General features: G+C 61.1%; 18 protein-coding genes and 9 pseudogenes. 21 read left to right on the forward strand and 6 right to left on the reverse strand.

What is annotated here, in order from left to right:
• Positions 1-55: 55 nt before the first annotated feature.
• The 6 genes from H9529_RS08945 (at position 56) to H9529_RS08970 (ending at position 6889) form a co-directional block, all read left to right on the forward strand.
• Positions 56-1183, forward strand: a complete 1128-nt coding sequence (locus H9529_RS08945; RefSeq protein ID WP_218132174.1) for an alanine racemase — start codon at positions 56-58, stop codon at positions 1181-1183.
• 10 nt (positions 1184-1193) lie between these two features.
• Entirely contained in the window at positions 1194-2126 is a 933-nt protein-coding gene (locus H9529_RS08950; RefSeq protein ID WP_092891808.1) for an ornithine cyclodeaminase family protein, read from the forward strand.
• A 358-nt stretch (positions 2127-2484) separates the two neighbouring features.
• A complete protein-coding gene (locus H9529_RS08955; RefSeq protein ID WP_092891810.1) occupies positions 2485-3480 on the forward strand; it encodes an ornithine cyclodeaminase family protein in 996 nt (331 codons plus the stop codon).
• A gap of 3 nt (positions 3481-3483) precedes the next feature.
• On the forward strand, positions 3484-4467 hold the full coding sequence (locus tag H9529_RS08960) for a threonine ammonia-lyase (RefSeq protein WP_092891812.1): 984 nt from the start codon (positions 3484-3486) through the stop codon (positions 4465-4467).
• Positions 4464-5531 (forward strand): phosphotransferase, encoded by a 1068-nt coding sequence (locus H9529_RS08965; RefSeq protein ID WP_092891814.1) that lies wholly within the window; start codon positions 4464-4466, stop codon positions 5529-5531. The genes H9529_RS08960 and H9529_RS08965 overlap by 4 nt, the downstream gene beginning before the upstream one ends.
• A gap of 11 nt (positions 5532-5542) precedes the next feature.
• Entirely contained in the window at positions 5543-6889 is a 1347-nt protein-coding gene (locus H9529_RS08970; protein ID WP_092891816.1) for an aspartate aminotransferase family protein, read from the forward strand.
• Positions 6890-7115: 226 nt separating this feature from the next.
• Here H9529_RS08970 and H9529_RS08975 read toward each other — a convergent pair.
• Positions 7116-7298: pseudogene (locus tag H9529_RS08975) on the reverse strand (IS481 family transposase); the annotation flags it as partial.
• Between the two features lie 75 nt (positions 7299-7373).
• Here H9529_RS08975 and H9529_RS08980 point away from each other — a divergent pair.
• Positions 7374-7737: pseudogene (locus tag H9529_RS08980) on the forward strand (transposase); the annotation flags it as partial.
• 214 nt (positions 7738-7951) lie between these two features.
• Here H9529_RS08980 and H9529_RS08985 read toward each other — a convergent pair.
• The 4 genes from H9529_RS08985 to H9529_RS09000 form a co-directional block, all read right to left on the reverse strand.
• Positions 7952-8896: an amino acid ABC transporter permease gene (locus H9529_RS08985; RefSeq protein ID WP_092891818.1), complete on the reverse strand. Its 945-nt coding sequence runs from the start codon at positions 8894-8896 to the stop codon at positions 7952-7954.
• The gene (locus tag H9529_RS08990) at positions 8893-9630 is read right to left on the reverse strand and encodes an amino acid ABC transporter ATP-binding protein (protein ID WP_305367295.1); all 738 of its coding nucleotides are present in this window, start codon (positions 9628-9630) and stop codon (positions 8893-8895) included. Before H9529_RS08990 ends, H9529_RS08985 begins: the two co-directional genes overlap by 4 nt.
• On the reverse strand, positions 9627-10619 hold the full coding sequence (locus tag H9529_RS08995) for an amino acid ABC transporter permease (protein ID WP_092891820.1): 993 nt from the start codon (positions 10617-10619) through the stop codon (positions 9627-9629). Before H9529_RS08995 ends, H9529_RS08990 begins: the two co-directional genes overlap by 4 nt.
• Positions 10620-10719: 100 nt before the next feature.
• Positions 10720-11541: a substrate-binding periplasmic protein gene (locus tag H9529_RS09000; RefSeq protein ID WP_176847267.1), complete on the reverse strand. Its 822-nt coding sequence runs from the start codon at positions 11539-11541 to the stop codon at positions 10720-10722.
• Between the two features lie 525 nt (positions 11542-12066).
• Between H9529_RS09000 and H9529_RS09005 the strand changes: the two genes are divergently transcribed.
• From H9529_RS09005 to H9529_RS09055, 13 genes and pseudogenes are all read left to right on the forward strand, one after another.
• A complete protein-coding gene (locus tag H9529_RS09005; RefSeq protein ID WP_092891824.1) occupies positions 12067-13308 on the forward strand; it encodes a cysteine desulfurase-like protein in 1242 nt (413 codons plus the stop codon).
• 199 nt (positions 13309-13507) lie between these two features.
• The gene (locus tag H9529_RS09010; protein ID WP_092891826.1) at positions 13508-14398 is read left to right on the forward strand and encodes a MurR/RpiR family transcriptional regulator; all 891 of its coding nucleotides are present in this window, start codon (positions 13508-13510) and stop codon (positions 14396-14398) included.
• Positions 14399-14409: 11 nt separating this feature from the next.
• Positions 14410-15795 (forward strand): dihydropyrimidinase, encoded by a 1386-nt coding sequence (gene hydA, locus H9529_RS09015; RefSeq protein WP_092891828.1) that lies wholly within the window; start codon positions 14410-14412, stop codon positions 15793-15795.
• Positions 15796-15921: 126 nt separating this feature from the next.
• Positions 15922-16293 (forward strand): annotated as a pseudogene (locus H9529_RS09020) (transposase); the annotation flags it as partial.
• A 49-nt stretch (positions 16294-16342) separates the two neighbouring features.
• Positions 16343-16705: pseudogene (locus H9529_RS09025) on the forward strand (phage portal protein); the annotation flags it as partial.
• A 268-nt stretch (positions 16706-16973) separates the two neighbouring features.
• Positions 16974-17159: pseudogene (locus H9529_RS09030) on the forward strand (helix-turn-helix domain-containing protein); the annotation flags it as partial.
• A 210-nt stretch (positions 17160-17369) separates the two neighbouring features.
• Positions 17370-17759, forward strand: a pseudogene (locus tag H9529_RS09035) (IS66 family transposase); the annotation flags it as partial.
• A 554-nt stretch (positions 17760-18313) separates the two neighbouring features.
• Complete coding sequence (locus tag H9529_RS21330) at positions 18314-18676, forward strand: transposase (protein ID WP_190305595.1); 363 nt, start codon at positions 18314-18316, stop codon at positions 18674-18676.
• A 49-nt stretch (positions 18677-18725) separates the two neighbouring features.
• A pseudogene (gene tnpB / locus H9529_RS09045) lies at positions 18726-19018 on the forward strand (IS66 family insertion sequence element accessory protein TnpB).
• A 63-nt stretch (positions 19019-19081) separates the two neighbouring features.
• Positions 19082-19432: pseudogene (locus tag H9529_RS21335) on the forward strand (transposase domain-containing protein); the annotation flags it as partial.
• Positions 19418-20540, forward strand: a pseudogene (gene tnpC / locus H9529_RS09050) (IS66 family transposase). The pseudogenes H9529_RS21335 and tnpC, both read left to right, overlap by 15 nt.
• Positions 20537-20695: a transposase domain-containing protein gene (locus H9529_RS20725; protein WP_223814107.1), complete on the forward strand. Its 159-nt coding sequence runs from the start codon at positions 20537-20539 to the stop codon at positions 20693-20695. Before tnpC ends, H9529_RS20725 begins: the two are co-directional and overlap by 4 nt.
• The gene (locus H9529_RS09055) at positions 20695-20991 is read left to right on the forward strand and encodes a hypothetical protein (protein WP_190305596.1); all 297 of its coding nucleotides are present in this window, start codon (positions 20695-20697) and stop codon (positions 20989-20991) included. The genes H9529_RS20725 and H9529_RS09055 overlap by 1 nt, the downstream gene beginning before the upstream one ends.
• A gap of 168 nt (positions 20992-21159) precedes the next feature.
• On the opposite strand, the gene H9529_RS09060 is transcribed toward H9529_RS09055, so the two are convergent.
• Positions 21160-21630: a hypothetical protein gene (locus H9529_RS09060; protein WP_092893026.1), complete on the reverse strand. Its 471-nt coding sequence runs from the start codon at positions 21628-21630 to the stop codon at positions 21160-21162.
• A 230-nt stretch (positions 21631-21860) separates the two neighbouring features.
• Here H9529_RS09060 and H9529_RS09065 point away from each other — a divergent pair, with 230 nt between their 5' ends.
• Positions 21861-22400, forward strand: a complete 540-nt coding sequence (locus H9529_RS09065; protein ID WP_092893024.1) for a recombinase family protein — start codon at positions 21861-21863, stop codon at positions 22398-22400.
• Positions 22401-22516: the final 116 nt, after the last annotated feature.

Here is a 22516-nt window from a genome sequence, read left to right on the forward strand (position 1 = left end):
ATATCCTATTAATGCTTCGCGTGGTAATCCTCGGACACTGATGGAGGATTACCAGATGATGACGCCCGACCTGTCCAGCCCTGCCGCTCTGCCTACACCCGCGCTGCTATTGGACGAGGAGCGGATGAAGCAGAACATCGCGCGACTGGCAAAGCGCGCAGAGAAGCTGAGCGTTTCGCTGCGCCCCCACGTGAAAACAGCGAAATCGGTCGAGGTCGCACGCCGATTGACGGGCGGTGTGCCCGGTCCGATCACGGTGTCGACCCTGGCCGAAGCAGAGGTATTCTTCGACGCAGGGCACGACGATATTCTCTACGCTGTCGGAATCGCGCCGCAGAAGCTGGAACGGGTGCAGGCGCTGCGTGCGCGTGGCTGCGCTCTCGTGGTGATCCTCGACTGCGAAGCGCAGGCGCAGGCCGTGGTGCAGTCGGACGTTCCCGCCCTGATCGAAATTGACAGCGACGGACATCGCGGCGGGCTTCGACCGGATGACCCGGCACTGATCCGGACGGGACGCATCCTGCACGACGCCGGGTGTCTGCGCGGCGTGATGACCCATGCGGGCGAAAGCTACACGGTTCGCGGCGCGATTGCCCACGCCGACTTTGCAGAACTGGAACGCAAAGCCGCCGTCTCGGCAGCGGGGGCGCTGCGTGATGCGGGTCTGCAGTGTCCGGTCGTAAGTGTCGGATCGACCCCGACTGCCCACGCCGCGCGCGATCTGACTGGCGTGACGGAACTGCGGGCCGGGGTCTACATGTTCTTCGACCTCGTGATGGCGGGAATAGACGTCTGCGCCGTGGACGACATTGCCCTCAGCGTGTTGACGACCGTGATCGGACATCAGCCGACAAAGGGCTGGACGATGATCGACGCGGGCTGGATGGCCCTGTCGCGCGACCGCGGGACGGCTGCGCAGGACGTGGATCAGGGCTACGGTCTGGTCTGCGACGTGAACGGTCATGTTCTGCGCGACCTTATTGTGAGCAGCACCAATCAGGAGCACGGGATCGTCTCGCACCGTTCGGGCGTGGATGGTGCAATGCCCGACCTGCCGGTCGGCACCTTCCTGCGGATCCTGCCCAACCACGCCTGCGCGACCGCTGCGCAGCACGACCGCTACAACGTGCTGCCGCAGGACGGCGGTCCTATACAGACCTGGCCCCGTTTCGGCGGCTGGTAAGGAGACGGACATGATCCTCATCACCGAAGCGCAGTCTTCTGCCATCGTCACGCCGGAACTTGCCTTCAGGGCGGTGCGCGATGCCTTCATCGCCGCCGTCGCGCCGGATGCCGCGAGTTTTCCGGTAGTGGTCGCCCATGCCAGCGATCCGCAGAACCGTTTCACTATCAAATCGGCGTCGGGTGCAGAACTGGCCGGGCTGAAGGTTGGTGCCTACTTCCCCACGAACGATGCACGCGGACTGCCGCGCCATGCCTCCACCATTTTGCTGATCGACCAGAGCACCGGAGGCATCGGTGCAGTGATCGAGGGTTCCGCCGTCAACTGTTACCGAACCGCCGCGGCGGATGCGGTGGCAACCGATGCCTTAGCGCGCTCGGATGCCAAAGTCCTGACCCTGTTCGGAACCGGCCACCAAGCCGCCTACGAGGCGGGGGCAGTCGCGCGCGTGCGGGAGCTGTCCCGTCTGCTGGTGGTCGGCAGAGATCCCTCCCGCACCAACGCCTTTGTCGAACGGTTGCGCCACGCTGGGTTGCCAGCCGAGGCCGCGTCGGCGGAAACGGCTGTCCGTGCCGCAGACATCATTGTCACAGCAACGACGGCTATCCAGCCGCTCTTCAAGGCGGAATGGGTCCGTCCGGGAACGCACATTTCCTCAATGGGGTCGGACTCTAAGGGCAAACAGGAACTCCCCAACGATCTTTTCCCACGCGCCCGTCTGTTCTGTGACCTTCCAGAACAATCGGTACGCATCGGCGAATTCCAACACGCCGACCCCAAGGCACCCCCGACTGCCATCGGAGCGGTTTTGTCTGGCAATGCGGAAGGCCGCCGCAATGAAGGGGAGGTCACGATATTCGACAGCTCGGGCATCTCACTTCAGGATCTGTACATAGCGAAGGCTATCCTTGATCAAAAAACTGCCAGCCCCGCGAGTGGATAGGCCGCGTGCGCCCCGCCTACTTCATTGCCGCCACCAGCGAACCTATGAGGCGCCCCACCGGCTTGAAATTCAGTTTTCTCATCTCCGCGGCAGCGCGAGGACATTCTTTAGGCCCATCGAAAGAGGACAAGCGAACTGCAACTCCTAGAACGGCAGATTCTGTTGCGACGCAGCACTTCAACGTCATCTTTCGCTGCCTGCCCCGTCGAATCGGCACGCAACTCCAGTCAGACAGGGTTAGACCATTTGCAGGGAGCGCCCGCAGCAAGACCATCACCACAACAGAATAGAAGGTTCCATGTCTGATTTTGCCGCCCTCGACCCTGTTCCAAGTTTCGCCCGGCGCTAGGAGCAACAGATGGCAACCCTACTTCTAACCAAAGAACAGGTTCGTGGTCTGATCCGCGTGCCCGACGTCATTGCAGCGGTCGAGGACGCGTTTCGCGCCTTCTCCGGCGGCGAGGTCGTGCAGCCGCCCTATATGGGCCTGCACATGTCGGAACCAAGGGCCGAGATCGACTTCAAGGCCTGCTACCATGCCGAAACGGAGCGGGTTTCGCTCAAGGCATCCTCGGGCGGGTTCCGCGATAATCCGGGCCGTTACAGCTTGCCCAATGGCATGGGCACGGTGTTGTTGTTCGACGGCTCAAATGGCGCGCTTCTCTGCGCGATGGATGGTAGCCTGCTGACCGGGTTCCGCACCGGGGCGGCGGGCGCGGTCTCGGTCCGGGCCATGGCGCGCGAGGATGCGCGAGTGCTGGCGATGATCGGCACCGGCAATCAGGCGCGCATGCAGATCCGCGCCATTCGCGAGGTGATCGGAATCGACCGCATCCACGCATGGGGCCGCTCGCCTGCCGGCCTGGCCGCGTTCAAGACGGACATTGAGGCTGAATTCGGTCTGCCGGTCATTGCTGCGGGCAGCGCCCAAGAAGCCGTGGCCGAGGCCGATATCGTCGTCACCACCACCCGCGCCAGTGGCATTGTCCTGCAGGCAGGATGGCTGCGACCGGGCACCCATGTGGTGGCCATCGGCGCAGACCAGAAAGGCAAGCAGGAGCTTTCCCCCGAAATCTTCCACACCGCGCGCATCGTCGCCGACAGCCGCACGCAATGCCGTGAGAAAGGCGAGGTGCAGCACGCGATCCGCGCGGGGCTGGTGGCGGATGTGCATGCAGAGATCGGCGAGGTGCTTCTGGGCCGCGCCCCGGGCCGGGAAACCCGCGATCAGATCACCATTTTTGATTCCACCGGCATGGCCATTCAAGACACCACCACCGCCGCCCTGATCCTGCGCCTTGCGCAGGAACGCGGGATTGGCACGCCATTTGATTTCCTTGCACCAGAGACGTGACCGATGACAGAAGCCCCTACCCTTCAGGACATCCTTGACGCGCATGAACGTATCAAGCCCTTTATCCGCCACACCCCGCTTCTGCGCGCCGAAAAGATTGACTCTGCGGCGGGTTGTCAGGTCTGGCTGAAGCCGGAGGTCTTGCAGGTCACCGGTGCCTTCAAGATCCGTGGCGCGCTGAACGCCACGCTGCAACTGCCGCCCGAACGGGTGGCGCGCGGGTTCATTGCCTCATCCTCGGGCAACCACGCGCAGGGTCTGGCATGGGCCGCGCGGATGCTGGGCACCACCGTGACGCTGGTACTGCCGACAAATACGCCGCCGCTGAAAATCGCCAATACCCGGGCGCTGGGGGCCGAGGTGGTGCTGTTTGATGGCGACACTGCTGCGCGCTGGGCACAGGCCTATCGCATTGCCGATGAACGCGGGCTGGAGACGATCCACGGGTTCGAAGACCCGCGCGTGATGGCCGGACAGGGCACCATCGGCTGCGAGATCCTTGCCGATCTGCCCGATGTGGACACTGTCATCGTGCCCTTGGGTGGCGGCGGGCTGATTTCCGGCGTTGCCACGGCGATCAAGGGGCTGAAGCCCCATGTGCGGGTGGTGGCCGTCGAACCCGCGCTGACGCCGAAATACTACCAAAGCCGGATCGAGGGGCGGCGGGTGTCCTTGCCGTTGGGCAACACCATCGCCGACGGGCTGCGCATCAGCGTTCCCGCGCAGAACCCCTGGCCGATCATCGAACGTCACGTCGATGAAATTGTGCTGGTCGAGGATGAACACATCGTAGCTGGCATGCAAACCCTAGCACGCGACGCCAAGCTGATTGCGGAACCTGCGGCCAGCATCGGGATTGGGGCGCTTCTCGCCGGGGCAGTCAATGTCCGGCCCGATGAAAAGGTCTGTGTGCTGCTCACTGGCGGGAACTGGGATCTGGTCGATCTGGCCGAGGTTTACGCCCGGAACCTGTCAGGCACGCCATGAATGCCGTCGCCGCTCAGCATTGGTTTCAGACTGCGGCCCATAACCTTGCGCGTCGCGCCGACCCTGACAAAGCCGAACGCGCCGCCGCGCTGTTGGATCGCCATTATGGACTGACGGGTGAGATCACCCCACTCTCCTCCGAGGTGGAGCGCACCGCCGAGGTTCGCCTGCATGATGGTCGCACCCTGATGTTCAAAACCGCAACCCGGCCCGAGGCGATCGAGAGCTTTCGCTTTCAAAGCGCAGCCCTTGGCGTTGTTCACGACGCTCCAGGGGTCAGAGTGTCCGAACTGGTGCCTACGCGCCACGGTGAGCGAATGTTTGTGGCCGACGGCGCCTGCGGCTATCTGCAAACGCGACTGGAGGGCGAAGCCCTGCACCGCGCGCCGTTGACCGAGGCTTTGATCTTTGCCACCGGTGCAGCGGTGGCGCGGCTGGGGCAGGCGTTGGAACGTGCCGAGGTGCCCGCTGCGAACCGTCCGGTTTTGTGGAACATCGCCTGCTGGCCGCATCTGATGGGTTTCGTCACACACCTGCCCTCCGGCCCACTGGTCGATCAGGTGCGCGCGGCCATGGCGGATTACGCCACCCATATCGCGCCGCGCTTGCCCGACCTCGACTGGCAGATCACCCATAACGACCCGAGCCCCCATAACGTGATCCTCACCGCCGACGGACCGGGCTTCATCGACTTCGGCGATGGCGGCTGGAACCCGCGCTTGCAGGATCTCGCGATTGCTGCCGGTCATATGGTAACCGACCCGTCAGAGCCCCTTGGTGGGGCGGCACCGCTGGTGGCGGGCTATGCCTCGGTCCGGCCGCTCTCGGATCTGGAATGCGGGCTTCTTGTCGGGCTCATGCGCGCGCGGCAGGCGGCGCTGATCCTGATCAACCGCTGGCGCTCGCATCTCTTTCCCGACGAGGGCGCCTATATCAACAAGAACCTTGGCCGCGCGGAACGCGGCCTTGAAATTCTTTCTGCGCTGGACGACGCTTCGGCCACCGCAACCGTCAAGGCAGCACTGACCTTGCCCTACCCTCATCTGACATACCAGACGCCATGAAAGCCGATCTAATGACCACCGATCTCATGCCTAACCGCTTCCGGCCCGGTGACAGCGTACTTCCAGCGCGCGAGGCCGATCTGATCGCCCGCCGCGATGCGGTGCTGGGGGCCTCTTATCGGCTGCAATACCGAAAGCCCGTACATTTCGTGCGCGGCGAGGGGATGTGGCTTTATGACCCTGACGGGCGGGCCTACCTTGATTTTTACAACAATGTCCCCTCGCTGGGCCACTGTAACCCCGAGGTTAACGCGGCCATGGCCGATCAGGCCGGGCGGATCAGCGCCAATACGCGCTACCTTGAACCCCGGCTTGTCGACTACGCCGAACGGCTGACCGCCACTTTCCCCGCCGAAATCGACCGCGTCGTTTTCACCTGCACGGGTAGCGAGTCCAACGACCTCGCGCTGCGCATCGCCCGGCTGGCCAGCGGCGGCGAGGGAGTGATTGTGTCCTCCTATGCCTATCACGGCACCAGCGCTGCGGTGGCGGCGGTCTCGCCCAATCTGGGCGAAGCGGTGCAGATCAGCCCCTTCGTGCGGATGGTCACGCTGCCCGGTCCCGCAGGCGTGCCCGGCGCGCAGGCCGCCGCGCATTTTGAGGCCGAGGTGCGCGCCGCGATCCATGACCTAAAGCGCCGGGGCATCGGCGTTGCGGCGCTGCTGTTTGACAGCATCTTTTCCAGCGACGGCGTCTGGACACATCCGCCGGGATTTGTTGCGGGCGGGGTTGAAGCCGTGCGCGCGGCGGGCGGGCTGATTATCTGCGACGAGGTGCAACCGGGTTTCGGGCGCACCGGCGCGCATATGTGGGGGTTTCAGCACCACGGGATCGTGCCCGACCTCGTGACGCTGGGCAAACCCATGGGCAACGGATTCCCCATCGGTGCGGTGGTCGGACGCAAGGCGCCGATGGAGCGCTTCGGCGTCACCGCGCGCTATTCCAACACATTTGCGGGCAATACCATTGGCATCGCCTGCGCCGATGCAGTGCTGACGATCATCGAACGCGACAGCATCCTTGGCCATGTGCAAACCATGGGCGCGCGGCTGCGCAAAGGGTTGGAGGATCTGGCCTCCCGCCAGCCCGCCCTGCGCGCTATCCGCAACGCCGGACTGTTTTTCGGCATCGACATCGGCGCCCCGGACAGCCCGCCAGCGGCGCGGCGCAAGCTGGCGCTGGATCTGGTCAATGCGCTGCGCGAGGACGCGGTGCTGGTCTCCACCACCGGGGCGAATGAGGACACGCTCAAGGTGCGCCCGCCCCTGATCTGCGAGGTCGGTCATGTAGACCTGTTCTTGAGCAGTCTGGACCGCGCGCTGGGGGGTACTCCACTGCGCATTGTTGCAGAACTGTAGGCGTTCCCTGCGGGTCACTTGGTTTTCAGCTTGACGGCCTGAAGTTCCAAGGCAGGAGATCGTCGATACGGGTTTGCGGGTGACCATTGGCGATGGCGGTCAGGGTTCGGGCGCAGATCACCACTTGGTTGCTGGGAGAACAGCCCCAGTGGATCGAGGCCCCAAAGAAGCCCTTTAAGCTTTGATCCCGACGATCGTGGAAACGGTGATCGCAAGTGTGCCGAAGCTAGGTGTTCGTTCCCGGCATCTTGTGGATCGGGTCGAGGATGACTCGATCCGGCTTTGATGTCCAGATCTTGTAGATGTCCTCGTCGGGCGTGAGGCCGCCGAGGGTCTTAAGCCTGCGCGCGAAGTTGTAGGCGGCCATGAAGTCGGCGAGATGGGTGCGGAACTGATTGTGGTCATCATAAGGCGTTGTTGCAGAACTCTGACCGCAAAGGATTCACATCACGAATCCAGGTGATTAGACGGGTGGCATGAGCAAGCCCGCTACCGCACGACGCACTGGTCCGCCTACAACGCTTCGCTCCGCAATCGCGGGTCGTTGCTGATCTGGCTGGATAAGGAGATGGCCTGGCACGCGCCGCATGAAGGCTGCCCTGGGCGCCCGCCGGTCTTCTCAGACGCGGCGATCCAGTTCTGCTTGTCGATTAAGGTGTTGTTCAAGTTGCCACTGCGGCAGACCGCCGGGATGGTGGCGAGCCTGCGGCGATAGCCCCGTCCTGCCAGATCTCCTTGACCAGATCCAAGACGACGAAGCCATCGGCACTGTGACCGCGGACGGCGCCTATGACACCCGCCGCTGCCACAGCGCCATCATCGCACGGGGTGGCACGGCGTTCGGGCCCTCCTTCGGATGAGGTGGTCCCCGAAAACTGGACAATGACGTAAGCTCATACTTGCTGTCTGCTGATCTTCACCACGAAAGAGATCGAAGATGTCGAAACGAAAGCAGCATGCCCCTGAGTTCAAGACGAAGGTGGCGCTGGAAGCGCTGAAGGGCGAGGCGACCGTGGCGATGCTGTCGGTCAGTTCGTGCGGACGGGCTGAGCCGCGCGCGTTTCAGGTTCGCGGACGCGTCTTCTCCAGCCTTGAAACGATCCGCGTCATTGGGAACAGCACCACCATGTACAACAGTGCGCCTACGATCATCGGAGTGGCGTTCACGAACTGGGACTGCAGGTCCTGCGCGACCTTGAGGATTTCGGCAATCGCAATGACGGAGGTCTCTGCTGTGCGTTTCATGAGGCCAATCAGCCGGTTGGAGTAGTCCGGCAGAACGATTCGCACTGATTGGGGAAGCACCACCAGGCGCATTGCCTGCCAGGCGCTCAGGCCGATACTGCGGGCGCTAAGCACCTGGTTGCGATTGATCGCCTCAATGCCGGAGCGGAACACCTCCGTGAGGTAAGCGGCTTCAATTAGGGTAAGCGCCACCACGCCAGTCGCGAAGGGTGACAGCACGATCCCCGAATAGGGCAATGCCGAATATGTGACCAGCAGCAGCACAATCGGCGGTATGGCGCGGAACACGTCGACATACACGTCGATGAAGAAATTGAGTAGCGCATCATTCACGATGCTGCGCACGACCGCCATGAACATGCCCAGTAGCGTGGCCAAAACCAGAGAGAACAGGAACACCTGCACGGCGATCCAAAGGCCGCTCAGCATCCGCATCATCACGCCCGGGCGGCTCATAACCTCAACGTTGAAAAATAAGTAGCGGAGGCGCCCCCAATCTGCATCAACCCAGCGGAAGAACGCAGCCATCATGAGCACAATCAGCGCCAGCGCCGAGATGTTCTTCAGCCAGTCAGGGATGCCCTTTTCAATCTGCACGGGGACAAACAGCAGAAGGAACAGGGCGAACACAGCTAATGTCATCGCGACATCCACCACGAAACCGATGCCGGTGGTCGCGGGGGCAGCCAGCAGGTAAGCGAGGCCAGCGAGAAACATCACTGCCAGCGGCATCAGCCGTGGCTTCATCAGCATGTGCGTCATCTTAGTGCCCTCAGAAATTCGCGGGTGCGTTCATGCTCAGGCTCGTCGAGTACACGCACAGTCGGTCCGCGTTCGACGACCAGGCCGGCGTCAAATACGATCAGTTGGTCGGCAACCTTGCGCAAAAAGCCGATTTCGTGGCTTACGACGACCATTGTCATCCCTTCACCGGCCAGAGCGCGCATGACATCCAGCACTTCGTGAACCATTTCAGGGTCCAGGGCGGATGTAGGCTCGTCGAACAGGATTGCCTTGGGCTGCATTGCCAGCGAGCGGGCTATTGCGACGCGCTGTTGCTGCCCGCCGGAAAGTTGTTGCGGGTGCTTGGTGAGATGATCGGCGAGGCCGACCTGTTCGAGTGCGCTGGCCGCAGCGTCTCGAGCTTCGCTGCGTGAACGCTTGCGAACGTGGATCAATCCAAGCGCGACGTTCTCAAGTGCGGTCATGTGCGGAAACAGGTTATAGTCCTGGAACACCATGCCAATGTCGGCGCGGACGCGGTTCACATCGGTCCGCATGTTGGTGATGATACTGCCGTCGATCAGCACCTCGCCTTCGGTGGGTTCCTCGATACGGTTCAGACAGCGCAGGAAGGTGCTCTTTCCGCTGCCCGAGCTTCCCATCAGCGCCGCCACTTCGCCATGGGCCACACTGGCGTCGATGCCGCGCAGGACGTGCATGCTGCCGAAATACTTGTGGATTCCGCGCGCTTCGATCATGGGCGCGGCACTCATCGTGTCTTTCCTGTGTTCAGGCGGCGTTCCAGACGACGGGTCAAGTGGATGAGTGGGATCAGCGTCGCGAGGTAGACGAACATCGACAGCACGAGTGGTGTCGGTGTGCGTTTCCAGGTGACCGCTTGCTGCGCGTTGGTGAGCAGTTCCGGGACAGTGATCACGTAGGCAACGGCTGTGTCCTTGACCAGACTGACCAGATTGTTTGTCAGTGGCGGAATTACAATCTTGAACGCCTGTGGCAGGATCACGTGGCGCATGGTCGCGGTGGGACCCAAACCCAGTGCGCGGGCAGCATCGATCTGACCGCGAGGGATGCTTTCTATGCCGGCGCGAAATATCTCTGTCTGGTAGGCGCTGTTCATGAGCACCAGAGCCAGCACCGCCGCCCAGAACGCTGGCAGGCGGATCCCGACAAAGGGAAGGGCGTAGAAGATCAGCACCATACTGACGATCAGCGGCAAGGCGCGGAAAAAATCGACGTGCAGTCCAAGAAACAGGTTGAGGACAGGGTTGCCGAGCGTACGCAGGATTCCAAATGTCAGGCCGAAAATAATCGACAGAACGGCAGCGACGATTGCGACCTGCAACGTTACCAGAAGGCCTTGAGCGTACATTTCCCAGACGCCATCCATGCGTGAGAAGTCGAAAAATTGCGACTGCACACGATCCCAGCGTGTTCCGCTGTAGCGGTAAAAGAGCCCAAAAAACAGAAAGATCACGCTTACGCTGATGGTGCGCTTAAGAAGGATCGGCTTTTCACGGTCGCTCAGCACCACGCCGGCCATCACGAAGCCCGCCAGGTACCAGGCAATCACACTGGCAGCGCCGAACGGTGTCGGCCTGCCGAATGGCGGCAGGAAAAGCAGCGCAACTGCGATCCACACTGCCAGCCCTAGTGCCAGCCATTCGTAGCGGCGAAACCAGGGCTGGTACGCCCAGCGCTTGCGCCATTGGTGGATCGACGTTTGCAAGTCGGCCATATCCATAATCAAGCCTTGGATGTCTTACACTTCATGACATGCCCGCACGGCAGATCAATGCTGCTGTGCGGGCGCTGGGACTGGTTGCACTATAAAGCGCGCGCAATCACTCTGTGGGTACGTAGGGTTCGTCAAAGACGCGAACGACCGGGGAGTTTTCGTCCGGAGCATCGCCGAAGTACTTTTCGAACAGTGCCGCAGTCGTGCCGTCTTCCTTGATGCTGCGAAGCCCTTCGTCGAACGCGTCGCGGAGCGGATCGCCCTTGCGGAAGAAGGCGCCGATCATGAAGCTTGCGTCGTTGGTAGAAAGCACCTCGAAGAGGCCGCGTTCTTGAATGTACGTGACAGCGGTCGGATACCCGAGCGTCAGCGCGTCGATCCGACCGACTTCGAGGTCCAGCAACTGCGTCTCAATGTCATCATATGAACGGATTTCGAATGGTCCGTACTCTTCATTCAGCGACTCGGCGTAGGCAGCCTGGGTGGTGCCAGTCTCGGTGCCGACCACGCTGCCCTCAAGGTCTTCGAGGGTCTGGATATTGTCGTCTTCCCGGACGATCAGCGCGTCGAAGGCGCCGAGATACGGCTCGCTGTGGTCCATTTCTTCGTGCCGCACAGGGGTGATGAAAACGTTGGATGCAACGACATCCCACTGTTCGGCCTGCAGGCCCGAAAACAGACCGCTGAACGCAACATCTGTCACTTCGACCTCGTAGCCGGAACGCTCGAACGCTTGTGTGTAAACCTCGTATTCGTATCCTTGGATTTCGTTGCCTGCCCGGAAAATCCGGAGCGGAATATTGACGTTGCTGGCGACTCGTACAACGGGTCGATCCGAATCTTGCGCCTGGGCGCTACCGAACGCGAACGTCGCGGCAAGTACGGTCGCGCCCATCATGGGCGCGGTCTTGAGCAGTTGAGTGAACATTTGTACCTCCTGGGCATGGGTTGCGTGAAGTGCGGGGGATCCCGGGTTGTCGAACGAACAGTTAATCGTGTTTCTTTTATTAGCGGATGAGCGAAGGCTCTGTAGCGAGTGAAGCGCTATCAACCGGCCCATGATGGGCACCGGGTAAGGAAAGCCAAGCCGCACGGCAGACGCTTAAATTTAACGCGCCTGACCTCTGGCCGTTCAACCAACGTGCAAGCTGGCAGGTAAGGCGTGGCCTGCGCGTAAAGGCAGGCGCTTCGTTGTCGCGCTTCAGGTAGATCGAAATCAAACACGTGTGGCGCATCAATCGCCGTATGAGTTTCTGCTTCATAGGACGGCCCTCAATTCTGCGCGCCCCGTCCAGAGACAGCGCAAACCCGCTTTCGGCGCGGCGCAAGGCGATTCCCATTGCCCGCCGTCTGACAAACTTGCACAAGCCTCGTTTAAATGAAAAGTTTTTTTTATTGACCTTGTCGAAAAAATTGTTTCACTTGCCCTGAAATTCAGCTTCATGAGGTGCCCATGCCCAAACTCGATCTGGCATACGTCCGTAAGCAGTTCCCTGCCCTTACCGACGATGTAGCGTTTCTGGATAATGCCGGAGGGTCTCAGATAGCCAGGCCGGTGTTTGACAGGATCAGCGAGTTCATGTTCTCGGCAAACGTCCAACTGGGTGCGACCTACAGCACGTCGGTCGCAGCCTCCCGGAAGGTTGCTGACGGACGGGCGGCGCTTGCCACGCTGCTGAACGCCGACCGCGCCGAAGAGGTCGTGATGGGCGCTACGGCTACCCAGCTGTTCGATCAACTCGCACAAGCTCTGGTGCAGCACTGGGAGCCGGGCGACGAGGTCGTCGTCTCGAATTTTGACCACGAAGCGAACATCGGCCCGTGGCGGCGTCTGGAACAGCGCGGTATCATCGTGAAGACATGGGAGCTTCCGATAGGAGAACACCGGCCGGGACCGGAAAGCCTTGCGCCGCTTCTGGGGCCGAAAACCCGTCTGGTGGCCATGACCCATTGCTCGAACATCTTCGGCAGCATCAACGACGTGCGTGCCGTAGCAGACCTGGTTCACGACCACGGCGCGATGATATGCGTCGACGGGGTGGCCTATGCCCCACACAGGGCCATCGACGTCAAGGCGCTGGATGCCGATTTCTACGGCTTTTCCGTCTACAAAACATATGGGCCGCACCACGCGGCGCTTTACGGCAAGTATCATCTGCTGCGCCACAAAGCCGGCAACCTCAATCACTACTTCTATGGCGAGGATCGCGTTCCCAACAAACTGGAACCGGGCAACCCAAACTACGAACTCGCCTATTCCTGTGTCGGCGTGATAGAATACTTAGAAGGCCTCGCCGCTGCGCACGGCATCAACGCCAAAGGCCGCGAGGCCGTTGAAGTTGCTTTCAACATGATCGCCGATCACGAGGCGGCACTCTGCGAACGCATGCTGGCCTATCTGCGCCGCCGCGACGACGTGACGATCGTCGGCGACCCGTCGTCGGACCGCGACGCGAGGGTGCCGACGATTTCTTTTGTGATTGAGGGGCAGTCCTCGCGCGAGATCGTTGAAGCGGTGGACCCTTCGGGCGTCGGTATCCGTTTCGGCGACTTTCATTCGAAGCGGCTGGTGCAGGCGCTCGATCTGGGCGACCCGGACGGGGTCATCCGGGTGTCAGCAGTGCATTACAACACGTTCAATGAAATTGACCGGCTTATCGAGCGGCTCGAAAGCCTGCGAAAAAAAGTTTCATGACGATACCTGCACCAAGGTCGCGAACCGCGTCATGTTGACAGACCAAGGCCCGATTGTGGCAGTTGCCGGGACTGCAAAGTTCTTCCATAACGCGCTGACGAAGTGCGACGGGGCGGTTATGTATTAGGGCCTTGCGCATTGAAACGGAGGCACGTCCAAAAGATGGTCACTTACTGCATACGTTCCGGAGCGCGCGCCGATGTCTGACACTCGCATCGATCCAGAAGAAACAGACAAACCGCAGAGTGTGGATGCGTTTCGGGGTCGCCTTCTGACCGAACGACGTCTTTTCACGAACCGGATGCTCGAAGCGGGGGCCTGGGTGCTCGACAACCAGAGGATCGTCGCGCTGGAGACCCTGTCAGTCATGGCCCACAAGTCGAAGCTCACGCCGTCGATCTTTGTCAGACTGGCGAAGGCGATGGGGTTTGACGGTTTTTCGGACATGCAAAAGCTGTTTCGTGCGCCCCTGCACGAGGTCTATCCGGCGTCGCTTTCCGAGAGGATTTCCCACAGCCAGGGCGATGAGGTCGTTCACGACCCCGCCGACATAAGCGCGGTGGGGCGATCATTCTGCCGGGCCAACAGTGCCTCCCTCGCACATCTGAGCGGTCGGTTCGGCGAGCTTCCGCTCAATGCCGCCATCGACCGGATTATGGCAGCACGAACCGTGCACATCATTGGGCTCGACCGATCGTTTCCGGTGGCCGCATACTTATCCTACGCGTTGCGCCGGGCGGATATACAGACGATTCAGATCACCGGCATAGGCAGCCAGGCTTCGGACCAGGTCGCCGTCATGCGGCCAGATGATCTGCTAGTTTCGATCAGCTTCCCTCCTTATGCGCAGACCACGCTGGACGCCACGTCGGCCGCACGCGCCGCCGGCCACAAGGTGATCGCCATAACCGATTCACCGGTTAGCCCAATCACTGAAGATGCGGCGGAAGTACTGACTGTGGACGACGCAGAGTTGCACGGCTTTCGTTCGCTCACCGCAGTTATGAGCCTCGTCCAGACCCTCGCGATCGGTCTTGCCTATCGGCGCCGCGACGCAGGCGATCTCGACCTCGACCAGATCAACGCCTGAAAGGAACTCGAATGCGATACGACCTCATTATCGCCAATGGCACGGTCGCCACTGCTGCGGACGTTTTCAAGGCCGATATCGGGATTCGCGACGGCCGAATCGTGCAGATCGGCGGCGAGATGGACGACGCGACGCGGGTGATCGACGCGACCGGACGGTACGTGTTGCCTGGTGGCATCGACAGCCATGTTCATATCGCTCAACCCTCAGGGCCGGGCATCGTGATGGCCGACGATTTCGACAGCGCCACGCGGGCTGCGGCCTTCGGCGGCAACACGACAGTAATGCCTTTCTGCCTGCAAGAACGCGGGCAGTCGCTTGCCGCCACATTCCGTGATTACCGCGAAAAGGCCAAGGGTGCGCATGTCGATTTCGGGTTTCACATGATCGTCACCGATCCGACGCCGCAGGTGCTCGGCCAGGAACTGCCCGCACTAATCGCGGAGGGGCAACGGTCAGTAAAGGTGTTCATGACATATGAGGCGATGCGCCTGGACGATGCTGGGATCCTCGCCACGATGGAAGTAGCACGACGGCATGGCGCGAAAGTCATGGTTCATTGCGAGAACGAGGATGTCATCGCGTTCCTCGCGGCCCGCGCGGCGGAAGCCGGCGATATTGCGCCGCGCGCCCACGCGACGACCCGGCCCGTGGCCGCCGAACGGGAGGCCACCCACCGCGCCCTTACGCTGGCCGAGGTCGTCGACGTCCCGATCGTCATCGTCCACGTCTCCAACGGCGCCGCAATCGACGAGATCGCACGCGCACGCGCACGCGGGGTCAACATTACAGCCGAAACATGCCCGCAGTATCTGGTGCTTCAGGCCGACGACCTGGAACGGGACAACTGGGAAGGGGCCAAGTTTGTATGCTCGCCGCCGCCGCGCGACATGGTGGAGCAGCAGAATTGCTGGCGTGGCATTCAAACCGGTCTGTTCGATCTCTTTTCATCTGACCATTGTCCGTTCCGGTACGAGGACGATCAGGGCAAACGCAATCCGGCGGGGCTGCGCAGCTTCAGGCACATCCCGAACGGAATCCCTGGAATCGAAACGCGCTTGCCCATCCTTTTTTCCGAGGGCGTCATGAAGGGGCGGATCGACTTGACACGTTTCGTGGCGCTGACATCAACGAACCACGCCCGCACGTACGACATGTATCCGCGGAAAGGCACCATCGCGATCGGTGCGGATGCCGACATCACGATCTGGGATCCGCAGATACGCAGGACGATCCGGCACGCTGAGTTGCACGATGCGGCGGATTACAGCCCTTACGAAGGGTTCGAAGTGACTGGCTGGCCCGAAACTGTCATCTTGCGCGGCATCTTGATTGTTGAAGGAGGGACGATGACGGCTCGTGCTATCGGGACCGAAGTTCCGCGGGGCGGTTCATAGTCCGGGTCGGCCGGGGCCCAAAGTAGCCCCCGACCATATGACAAGCGCGGTCATCCAAAGCGCGTTGTTGCAGAACTCTGACCGCAAAGGATTCACATCACGAATCCAGGTGGTTAGACGGGTGGCATGAGCAAGCCCGAGCCCGCCCGCTACCGCACGACGCACTGGTCCGCCTACAACGCTTCGCTCCGCAATCGCGGGTCGTTGCTGATCTGGCTGGATAAGGATATAGCCTGACACGTGCCGCATGAAGGCTGCCCTGGGCGCCAGCCGATCTTCTCAGACGCGGCGATCCAGTTCTGCTTGTCGATTCAGGTGTTGTTCAAGTTGCCGCTGCGGCAGACCGCCGGGATGGTGGCGAGCCTGCTACGCCTGTCGGGGCTGGAGTGGCCTGTTCCGGACTACTCCACACTGTGCCGCAGACAAAAGACCCTGAAGGTGCAGCCCCCGTATCGCCGCGCCGACGGACCGCTGAACCTGCTGGTGGACAGCACGGGTGCGCTTTGCTCGACAGCATCGAAAATCAGCTTCCGCAGATTGAGGCAGGTTCCGTGCCAGCCGCGCCCATGTGAACACGCTGATTGCCGCCTCGGGTGGCACCATCACCGCCCGCGCCCGCTGGCTGGTGCGTAACAATGGCTATGCAGCAAACGCCGTGGAAAGCTTCGCCAGCAATGTCGTTGGTGATGGCATCAAATCCTCGTCGACCATCACCGATGCCACCAAGAAGGAAGAGTTGCAGGCACTCTGGCTGGCCTGGACCGACGATGCTGACGCCGAGGGGCTGACCGATTTCTATGGTCTCCAACGCCGGGCCGCCCGCGAGGTGTTACTGTCCGGCGAGGTCTTCATCCGTAAGGGCCGAAAATGCCTGGCGGTTGCGTCGGGAATACTTGGCACGGCCTCCTGACAAGATTTAGAATCCATGGGTTCGAGACGCTTTCACATGGCACTCAATAATTCGGGACAAGTCCGAGCCGTCAACAACCGCGCATCAGCTATTCATAACGTGGATACCTGGCGTTGAGACCAAGTGCCGCGAAGGCCGCAATCATGAATATAAGGGCGGGTATCAGTGCCGCCTCGATCCTGCCGGTTGCCTCTGCCAGCGAGCCACCGATCAAAGGAAGCAGGAACGCCGCACTGCGCGCACCCAGCCCAGCGCGGAGGGCAGCGTCATGAGCCACGCCGCCACCAACTGGGCCATCCAGCAGCGCGGGCTCAAGCCCACCACCAAGATCGTGCTCTGGCATCTCTGCGACCGGTTCAACCCGGATTACGGCTGTTTCCCCTCGCAGGAGCGGCTAGCGCATGATTGTGAGATCGGGCGCGCCACGCTGAACCGCCATCTTGATGATCTCGAAGCCCGCCACCTGATCCGGCGGATCCGGATGACCGACCGCCGGACGGGCCAGCAGCGGCCCACCCGCTATCTGCTGGGCTTCGAGCCGGGCTTTGATCCATCAGGATCCGATGATCCCGGCACGGGCGGCGACGCCCCATTTGACCTTGATCCTCCCCAAACCGCCATCGCTCTGATCGAAGAGGCTGTCTCTGCTGGCGCGCGCCGTACCATCCATCGCAGCACCCTGGCCGACTGGATCGGCGTGGTGGCCTTCCATCTGAGACCCGTCGTCGACCGGCTGGCCGAGCACCTGAAGGGGTCGACCAAGCTGTTCATGGACGAAACCACGGCGCCGGTCCTCGATCCGGGGCGCGGCCGAACCAAGACAGGCTATCTCTGGGCGCTGGCCCGGGATGATCGAGGCTGGGGCGGCGCCGATCCGCCGGGGGTCGTCTTCTTCTACGCGCCCGATCGCGGCGGACAGAACGCCGAGACGTTCCTGCGCGGCTTCGATGGTATCGTGCAACTCGATGGCTACCAGGGCTACAACCGCCTGACGCGTCCCTCCCGCAAGGGCGGCGACCCCATCCGCGTGGCGCATTGCTGGGCGCATGAACGAATAGCCAGGCTTAGACAAATTCAGGATCATCGGCGGCGCACTGTCAGGATCTTAATTGCATCGCGCACTTCGAAAATGATGTCGTCCAGATTTTCGGGAACAGACACCCGCGAGGCACTCAGCTTCTCCGCCACTTGAACCATCGCAACACCCGCCCGGTTCAGTGCCGCGACGGCTTGCTGGTCGATGTCTCTTCCCATCTGCTTGGGGGTGGCGATGTGGTCCAGCAACCCGCCGCGCATAACGCGGGTCCGGGCGTACTCAGTCAGAGACTTCCCAACATCCGCAGCCGCTGCTTCCAGCTCGGTACGTTCGCTTGGTGTTAGGCGACATGGTGGTGATATTAAGAGCTACAAATAGGAACAGGTCGGCATCCCCCTTCGTCTTCATCAAAACTGGCCAACGGCTGATTTCAGATTCACTGTTGATGTGTTGCCGGGTTTTCACTTCGATGGTAACCGCCCGATTGTCACCGCCTGCCACATGGCAGCCTGATCGCCTAAGACACGTGCATAACGACGTCGGTAGCGACGTGTCTTATGCGCGGAGGGGTCATGCGGGGCGAAATTCTGGGGGTCGAGCGGCGTCGCCGTTGGGATGACGCGGGTAAGTTGGCGATTGTGAGCGCGGTTTGTGTGGGCGGCGCGTCGGTGACGCAGGTTGCTCAGCGCCATGAGGTGACCCGTCAGCAGATCTACGCGTGGCGTAGCGAACTGAAGCGGAAGGGCCTCTGGTCCCCGGATGCAGGGGCACTTTTTGCCGGTCGGCGTGACGCCTGTCCGAGGTGCCAGTCGCTTCGGCCCCACCACCGGTTTCCTGGATCGAGCTTCGTCTGGCCAAGGGCGCATGCTGCGGTTCGAGAGCGGCATCGGCGACAGGGATCTCACACGGCTGATCCGCGCGTGGATGGAGCATGATCGGGCCGGGCACTGGCGTTCGCTGTATCTGGCTTGCGGTGTGACTGACATGCGCAAGGGGATCGCGGGCTTGGCAGCACTGGCGCAGGATGTGCTGCGCCAGAAGCCGACGGGCGGTGCGGTGTTCGCGTTTCGGGGACGCAAGGGTGACCGGCTGAAGCTCCTTTATTGGGATGGCCAGGGTTTTGCCTCTATTACAAGGTGCTCCAGCGCGGGCGCTTTCCCTGGCCGAACACGGCCTCCGGTTCCGCGCGTCTGACCTCCGCGCAATTGGCTATGTTGTGGGAAGGGATCGACTGGCGGCGGCCGGATTGGGGTGCGCCACCGGCGCGGGTCGGGTAATTTTATCCGGCTGAAATGCCTTGTTTTTATGGCCTATTATACTGCCTCGTGGTAATCAGCGGCATGTCGAGCAATGCCGCAATCCTGCCCGAAGACCCCGCGCTTTTGAAGGCGATGATCGCTGCCTTGCAGGCAGAGAATGCGCGGATGTCGGCGACAATCCGGGCCCATGACCAGCTGATCCAGACCCTGCGGTTGCGTATCGCAAAACTGAAGAAGCAGGCTTTTGGCAAATCCTCAGAGAAGGTCGAGCGCGAGATCGAACAGCTTGAACTGGCGCTGGAAGACCTGCTGATCGCAGCCGCTGAAAGCGAGACTGCCTCCACGGACGAGGATGCTGATGCGACCGCATCCACCAGTAACGATACTGATGCTCACAAGCCCCGCCGTCGTCCCCGCGTGTCGGATACCACGCCGCGCGAGCGTCGAGAGCTTGACCCCGGCACCTGCTGCCCGGACTGCGGCGGCGACCTGCGTCTTGTCGGCGAGGATGTCAGCGACATGCTCGACCTGGTCGCGGCACAGCTCAGGGTCTTGCAGATCGCACGCCTGAAGAAGTCCTGCCGCCGGTGTGAGAAGATGGTGCAGGAACCCGCTCCCAGCCGCCCTATCCCCGGCAGCATGGCGAGCGCCGCGCTGCTGGCCTACGTTCTGATCTCGAAATACGATGACCATCTCCCCCTCTATCGCCAGGCCGAAATCTTTGCCCGCATGGGAGCCGATATCCCGGACAGCACGCTGGTCGACTGGTGCGGGCGCGCGATGAAGGTTTTGCAGCCGCATCGAGAGGATCGAGGCCGATATCATGGCCAGTGACGTGCTTCACGCCGACGACACCCCAATCCGTGTTCTGGATAGATCCTTGCGCGACCAAGGGCTGGGCAAGGGTGAGGAAGGGCCGGATATGGGCCTATGTGCGCGATCAGCGGCCTTGGGCAGGCGCGTCTCCCCTGGCGCGGTCTACACCTTCGCGCCGGATTGGAAGGAAGAACACGTCCAGCGCCATCTGGCCAATACCCGCGGCATTCTGCAAGCCGACGGCTACAAGGGGTATGCCAAGCTCTATGAACCGGAACGTGACAGCCCGCCCCGCCTGCGCGAAGCGGCATGCTGGGCGCATCTGCGCCGCGACTTCCATGACGAATGGAGCAAGACCAAATCTGCCATTGCCCGCGAGGCGCTGGATCGGATCGGCGGGCTTTACGACATCGAACGCGAAATCTCTGGTCGTTCTGCGGACACCCGCCTTGCTGCCCGCCAGAGATACAGCGTCCCAAAGGTCGAGGCCTTCTTCGCATGGTCGGAGAGCCAGCTTGCCCTGATCCCCGGCAAGGGCGATCTGGCCAAAGCCTTCCGCTATGGGATCAGCCGCCGCGCCGCATTCAGCCTGTTCCTTGAAGATGGCCGGGTCGCCATCGACAACAATCCGGCAGAGCGCGCGCTCAGACCGATTGGAATCGGAAAAAAAATTGGCTATTCGCCGGGGCAGACACCGGCGCGGAGACCCTCGCGCGGGCAATGACGGTGATCGAAACAGCCAAGATGAACGGCCTCGATCCCCAAGCGTATCTCACTGACATCCTCAACCGCATCCACGACCACAAGATCAATCGCCTCGATGAACTACTGCCGTGGAATTGGTCGCCATTCGCCGTCGCAAACGCCGAGGCCGCCTGATGGCTGCCATCACCCACATCTGCACCCTCGACTACGTCGCCAAAATGATCGGCGAAGACCTGGAGCTTCTCGAAGCCATCGTCTGGAATGACGACAACCTGACCTACGGCTCAATCATCAGCGTTTATACCGGTCCGGAAGAGACCATCACCGCACTGTCAGACTACGGCGTCGAGGAGCTGACCGACATGCTCAGGGATGCCCGCAGAACCACCGACAGCTGGCATGAATTCCTCGACGACTTCGTCCATGACAAGGAACTCATCGCCCGCATCAGGGCAAAACCACCGCGGTAACAATCGGCCGGTTACCTTCGATGGACAAGGTGCCATGGTCGACCACTACCATAAGGTCATGCCCTAGGGCACCAGCTGGACTGGCGTAGGCTGCATAACCAAGGCTATTCAGCTTCGCTAAGGCCAAAGCTTCGCCGAGCTCACGTGCTTGCTGGTGTGCCAGTTTCTTCACTTTGTCACGGCCCATTCGAAAGTACGTTGCCGTTCCGAACGGTAGAAGTCTTCGATTGTCATTCCGGCCGGAACGCGGATCCCCGTATCATTCAGACCCTTCTGGAATCCGGCGAGGATACTATCTGTTACGCCCTGCGTTGTCTCAACCAGCGCGGTGATAGCAGGCATATTATGGGTGTAGGCATAGTCGACAATCTGAGACAGCGGTATCTTCCGAGTCATGTGTTGCTGCCAAGTGTCACCAGGCTTAAGTACACCACCTGCTTCGGCAAGCTGTCGGTAGTTGACTGCACGCCCTTCGCGTGCTGCCTGAAGCAAAAATTCAATCCCTGCTTTGAAGTCGAATGATGTATTCCGTCTGGTCTGTTCTTCTATGGCCGCCACTGCCAGTGGAGCTTCGAGCTTTCCGGCTCGGCGGTGATTGTCGATCAGATTCTGAATTTGCTGATCTGTTTTCGCTTTCATATCCATAGTTCATGTTGCCAGTAGGCAGTTGATTTTGTCGAGGCTGTTTCAGAGGCCAGCAGAAACTATACCTACTACTTCGGACGGATACCCATAGACAGAGCAGACCGGCCAAAAACGGTCGTTTTTGTCCCTCTGCCCCTTCCCTACGTGAAACCAACGGCTTGAGCGGGCCAAAACCCTCATGACAAAACCTTTTGAGTTTTGGGACGTTTGTGTCACCATGAAACATGATTTTTGGTTATGCCCGCGTCTCAACAGACGATCAGCTCCTAGATGCTCAGACCGACGCCCTGACAGCGGCAGGCGCGGAGCGCATTTTCTCGGATAAGATCAGCGGCTCGACCAGAAAGCGGCCGCAGCTCAACCAGCTCCTTGATCAGCTTCGTCAAGGCGACGTGATCGTCGTCACGAAGTACGACCGCCTTGCACGGTCGTTGCGAGACCTTCTTGATATCGTGGAAACCATCAAGGAGCGCGGCGGCGGGTTTCGCTCACTGGCCGAGGACATCAACACCACCACGCCCGCAGGTCGCCTGATCTTCCACGTCTTCGCATCTATTGCGCAGTTCGAGCGGGAAAGGATTTCAGAGCGCACCAAGGAGGGACTGGAGGCCGCAAGGAAGCGCGGTCGGGTGGGAGGCCGCCCCCCTGCCCTCTCAGCCGCTCAACGTGACGAGGTGCGCCGTATGCGCGATGAAGAAGGTCGACGCCTAACCGAGATTGCGCGGCTCTTTTGCGTGAGTGTGAAGACTGTAAGGCGCACATAGATATGGATACCTACTAAGCTTCGCTAACCCTACGTATAAATTTTTCCAAAAAATAACATTTTTATGGACTATATTCTTTATATGTTCTACTCTGGTTACCAAAATTAGGAGACCTA

This window comes from Roseicitreum antarcticum, assembly GCF_014681765.1.
GTDB lineage: Bacteria > Pseudomonadota > Alphaproteobacteria > Rhodobacterales > Rhodobacteraceae > Roseicitreum > Roseicitreum antarcticum.

Coding starts and splice junctions, on each gene's coding strand:
- H9529_RS09005 (WP_092891824.1), top strand. CDS start 12,067: ATGCCCAAACTCGATCTGGCATACGTCCGTAAGCAGTTCCCTGCCCTT.
- H9529_RS20725 (WP_223814107.1), top strand. CDS start 20,537: ATGACGGTGATCGAAACAGCCAAGATGAACGGCCTCGATCCCCAAGCG.
- H9529_RS08990 (WP_305367295.1), bottom strand. CDS start 9,630: ATGAGTGCCGCGCCCATGATCGAAGCGCGCGGAATCCACAAGTATTTC.
- hydA (WP_092891828.1), top strand. CDS start 14,410: ATGCGATACGACCTCATTATCGCCAATGGCACGGTCGCCACTGCTGCG.
- H9529_RS08965 (WP_092891814.1), top strand. CDS start 4,464: ATGAATGCCGTCGCCGCTCAGCATTGGTTTCAGACTGCGGCCCATAAC.
- H9529_RS09065 (WP_092893024.1), top strand. CDS start 21,861: ATGATTTTTGGTTATGCCCGCGTCTCAACAGACGATCAGCTCCTAGAT.
- H9529_RS09060 (WP_092893026.1), bottom strand. CDS start 21,630: ATGAAAGCGAAAACAGATCAGCAAATTCAGAATCTGATCGACAATCAC.
- H9529_RS08995 (WP_092891820.1), bottom strand. CDS start 10,619: ATGGATATGGCCGACTTGCAAACGTCGATCCACCAATGGCGCAAGCGC.
- H9529_RS08950 (WP_092891808.1), top strand. CDS start 1,194: ATGATCCTCATCACCGAAGCGCAGTCTTCTGCCATCGTCACGCCGGAA.
- H9529_RS21330 (WP_190305595.1), top strand. CDS start 18,314: ATGCGGGGCGAAATTCTGGGGGTCGAGCGGCGTCGCCGTTGGGATGAC.
- H9529_RS08985 (WP_092891818.1), bottom strand. CDS start 8,896: ATGACGCACATGCTGATGAAGCCACGGCTGATGCCGCTGGCAGTGATG.
- H9529_RS09010 (WP_092891826.1), top strand. CDS start 13,508: ATGTCTGACACTCGCATCGATCCAGAAGAAACAGACAAACCGCAGAGT.
- H9529_RS08955 (WP_092891810.1), top strand. CDS start 2,485: ATGGCAACCCTACTTCTAACCAAAGAACAGGTTCGTGGTCTGATCCGC.
- H9529_RS09000 (WP_176847267.1), bottom strand. CDS start 11,541: ATGTTCACTCAACTGCTCAAGACCGCGCCCATGATGGGCGCGACCGTA.
- H9529_RS08945 (WP_218132174.1), top strand. CDS start 56: ATGATGACGCCCGACCTGTCCAGCCCTGCCGCTCTGCCTACACCCGCG.
- H9529_RS08970 (WP_092891816.1), top strand. CDS start 5,543: ATGACCACCGATCTCATGCCTAACCGCTTCCGGCCCGGTGACAGCGTA.
- H9529_RS08960 (WP_092891812.1), top strand. CDS start 3,484: ATGACAGAAGCCCCTACCCTTCAGGACATCCTTGACGCGCATGAACGT.
- H9529_RS09055 (WP_190305596.1), top strand. CDS start 20,695: ATGGCTGCCATCACCCACATCTGCACCCTCGACTACGTCGCCAAAATG.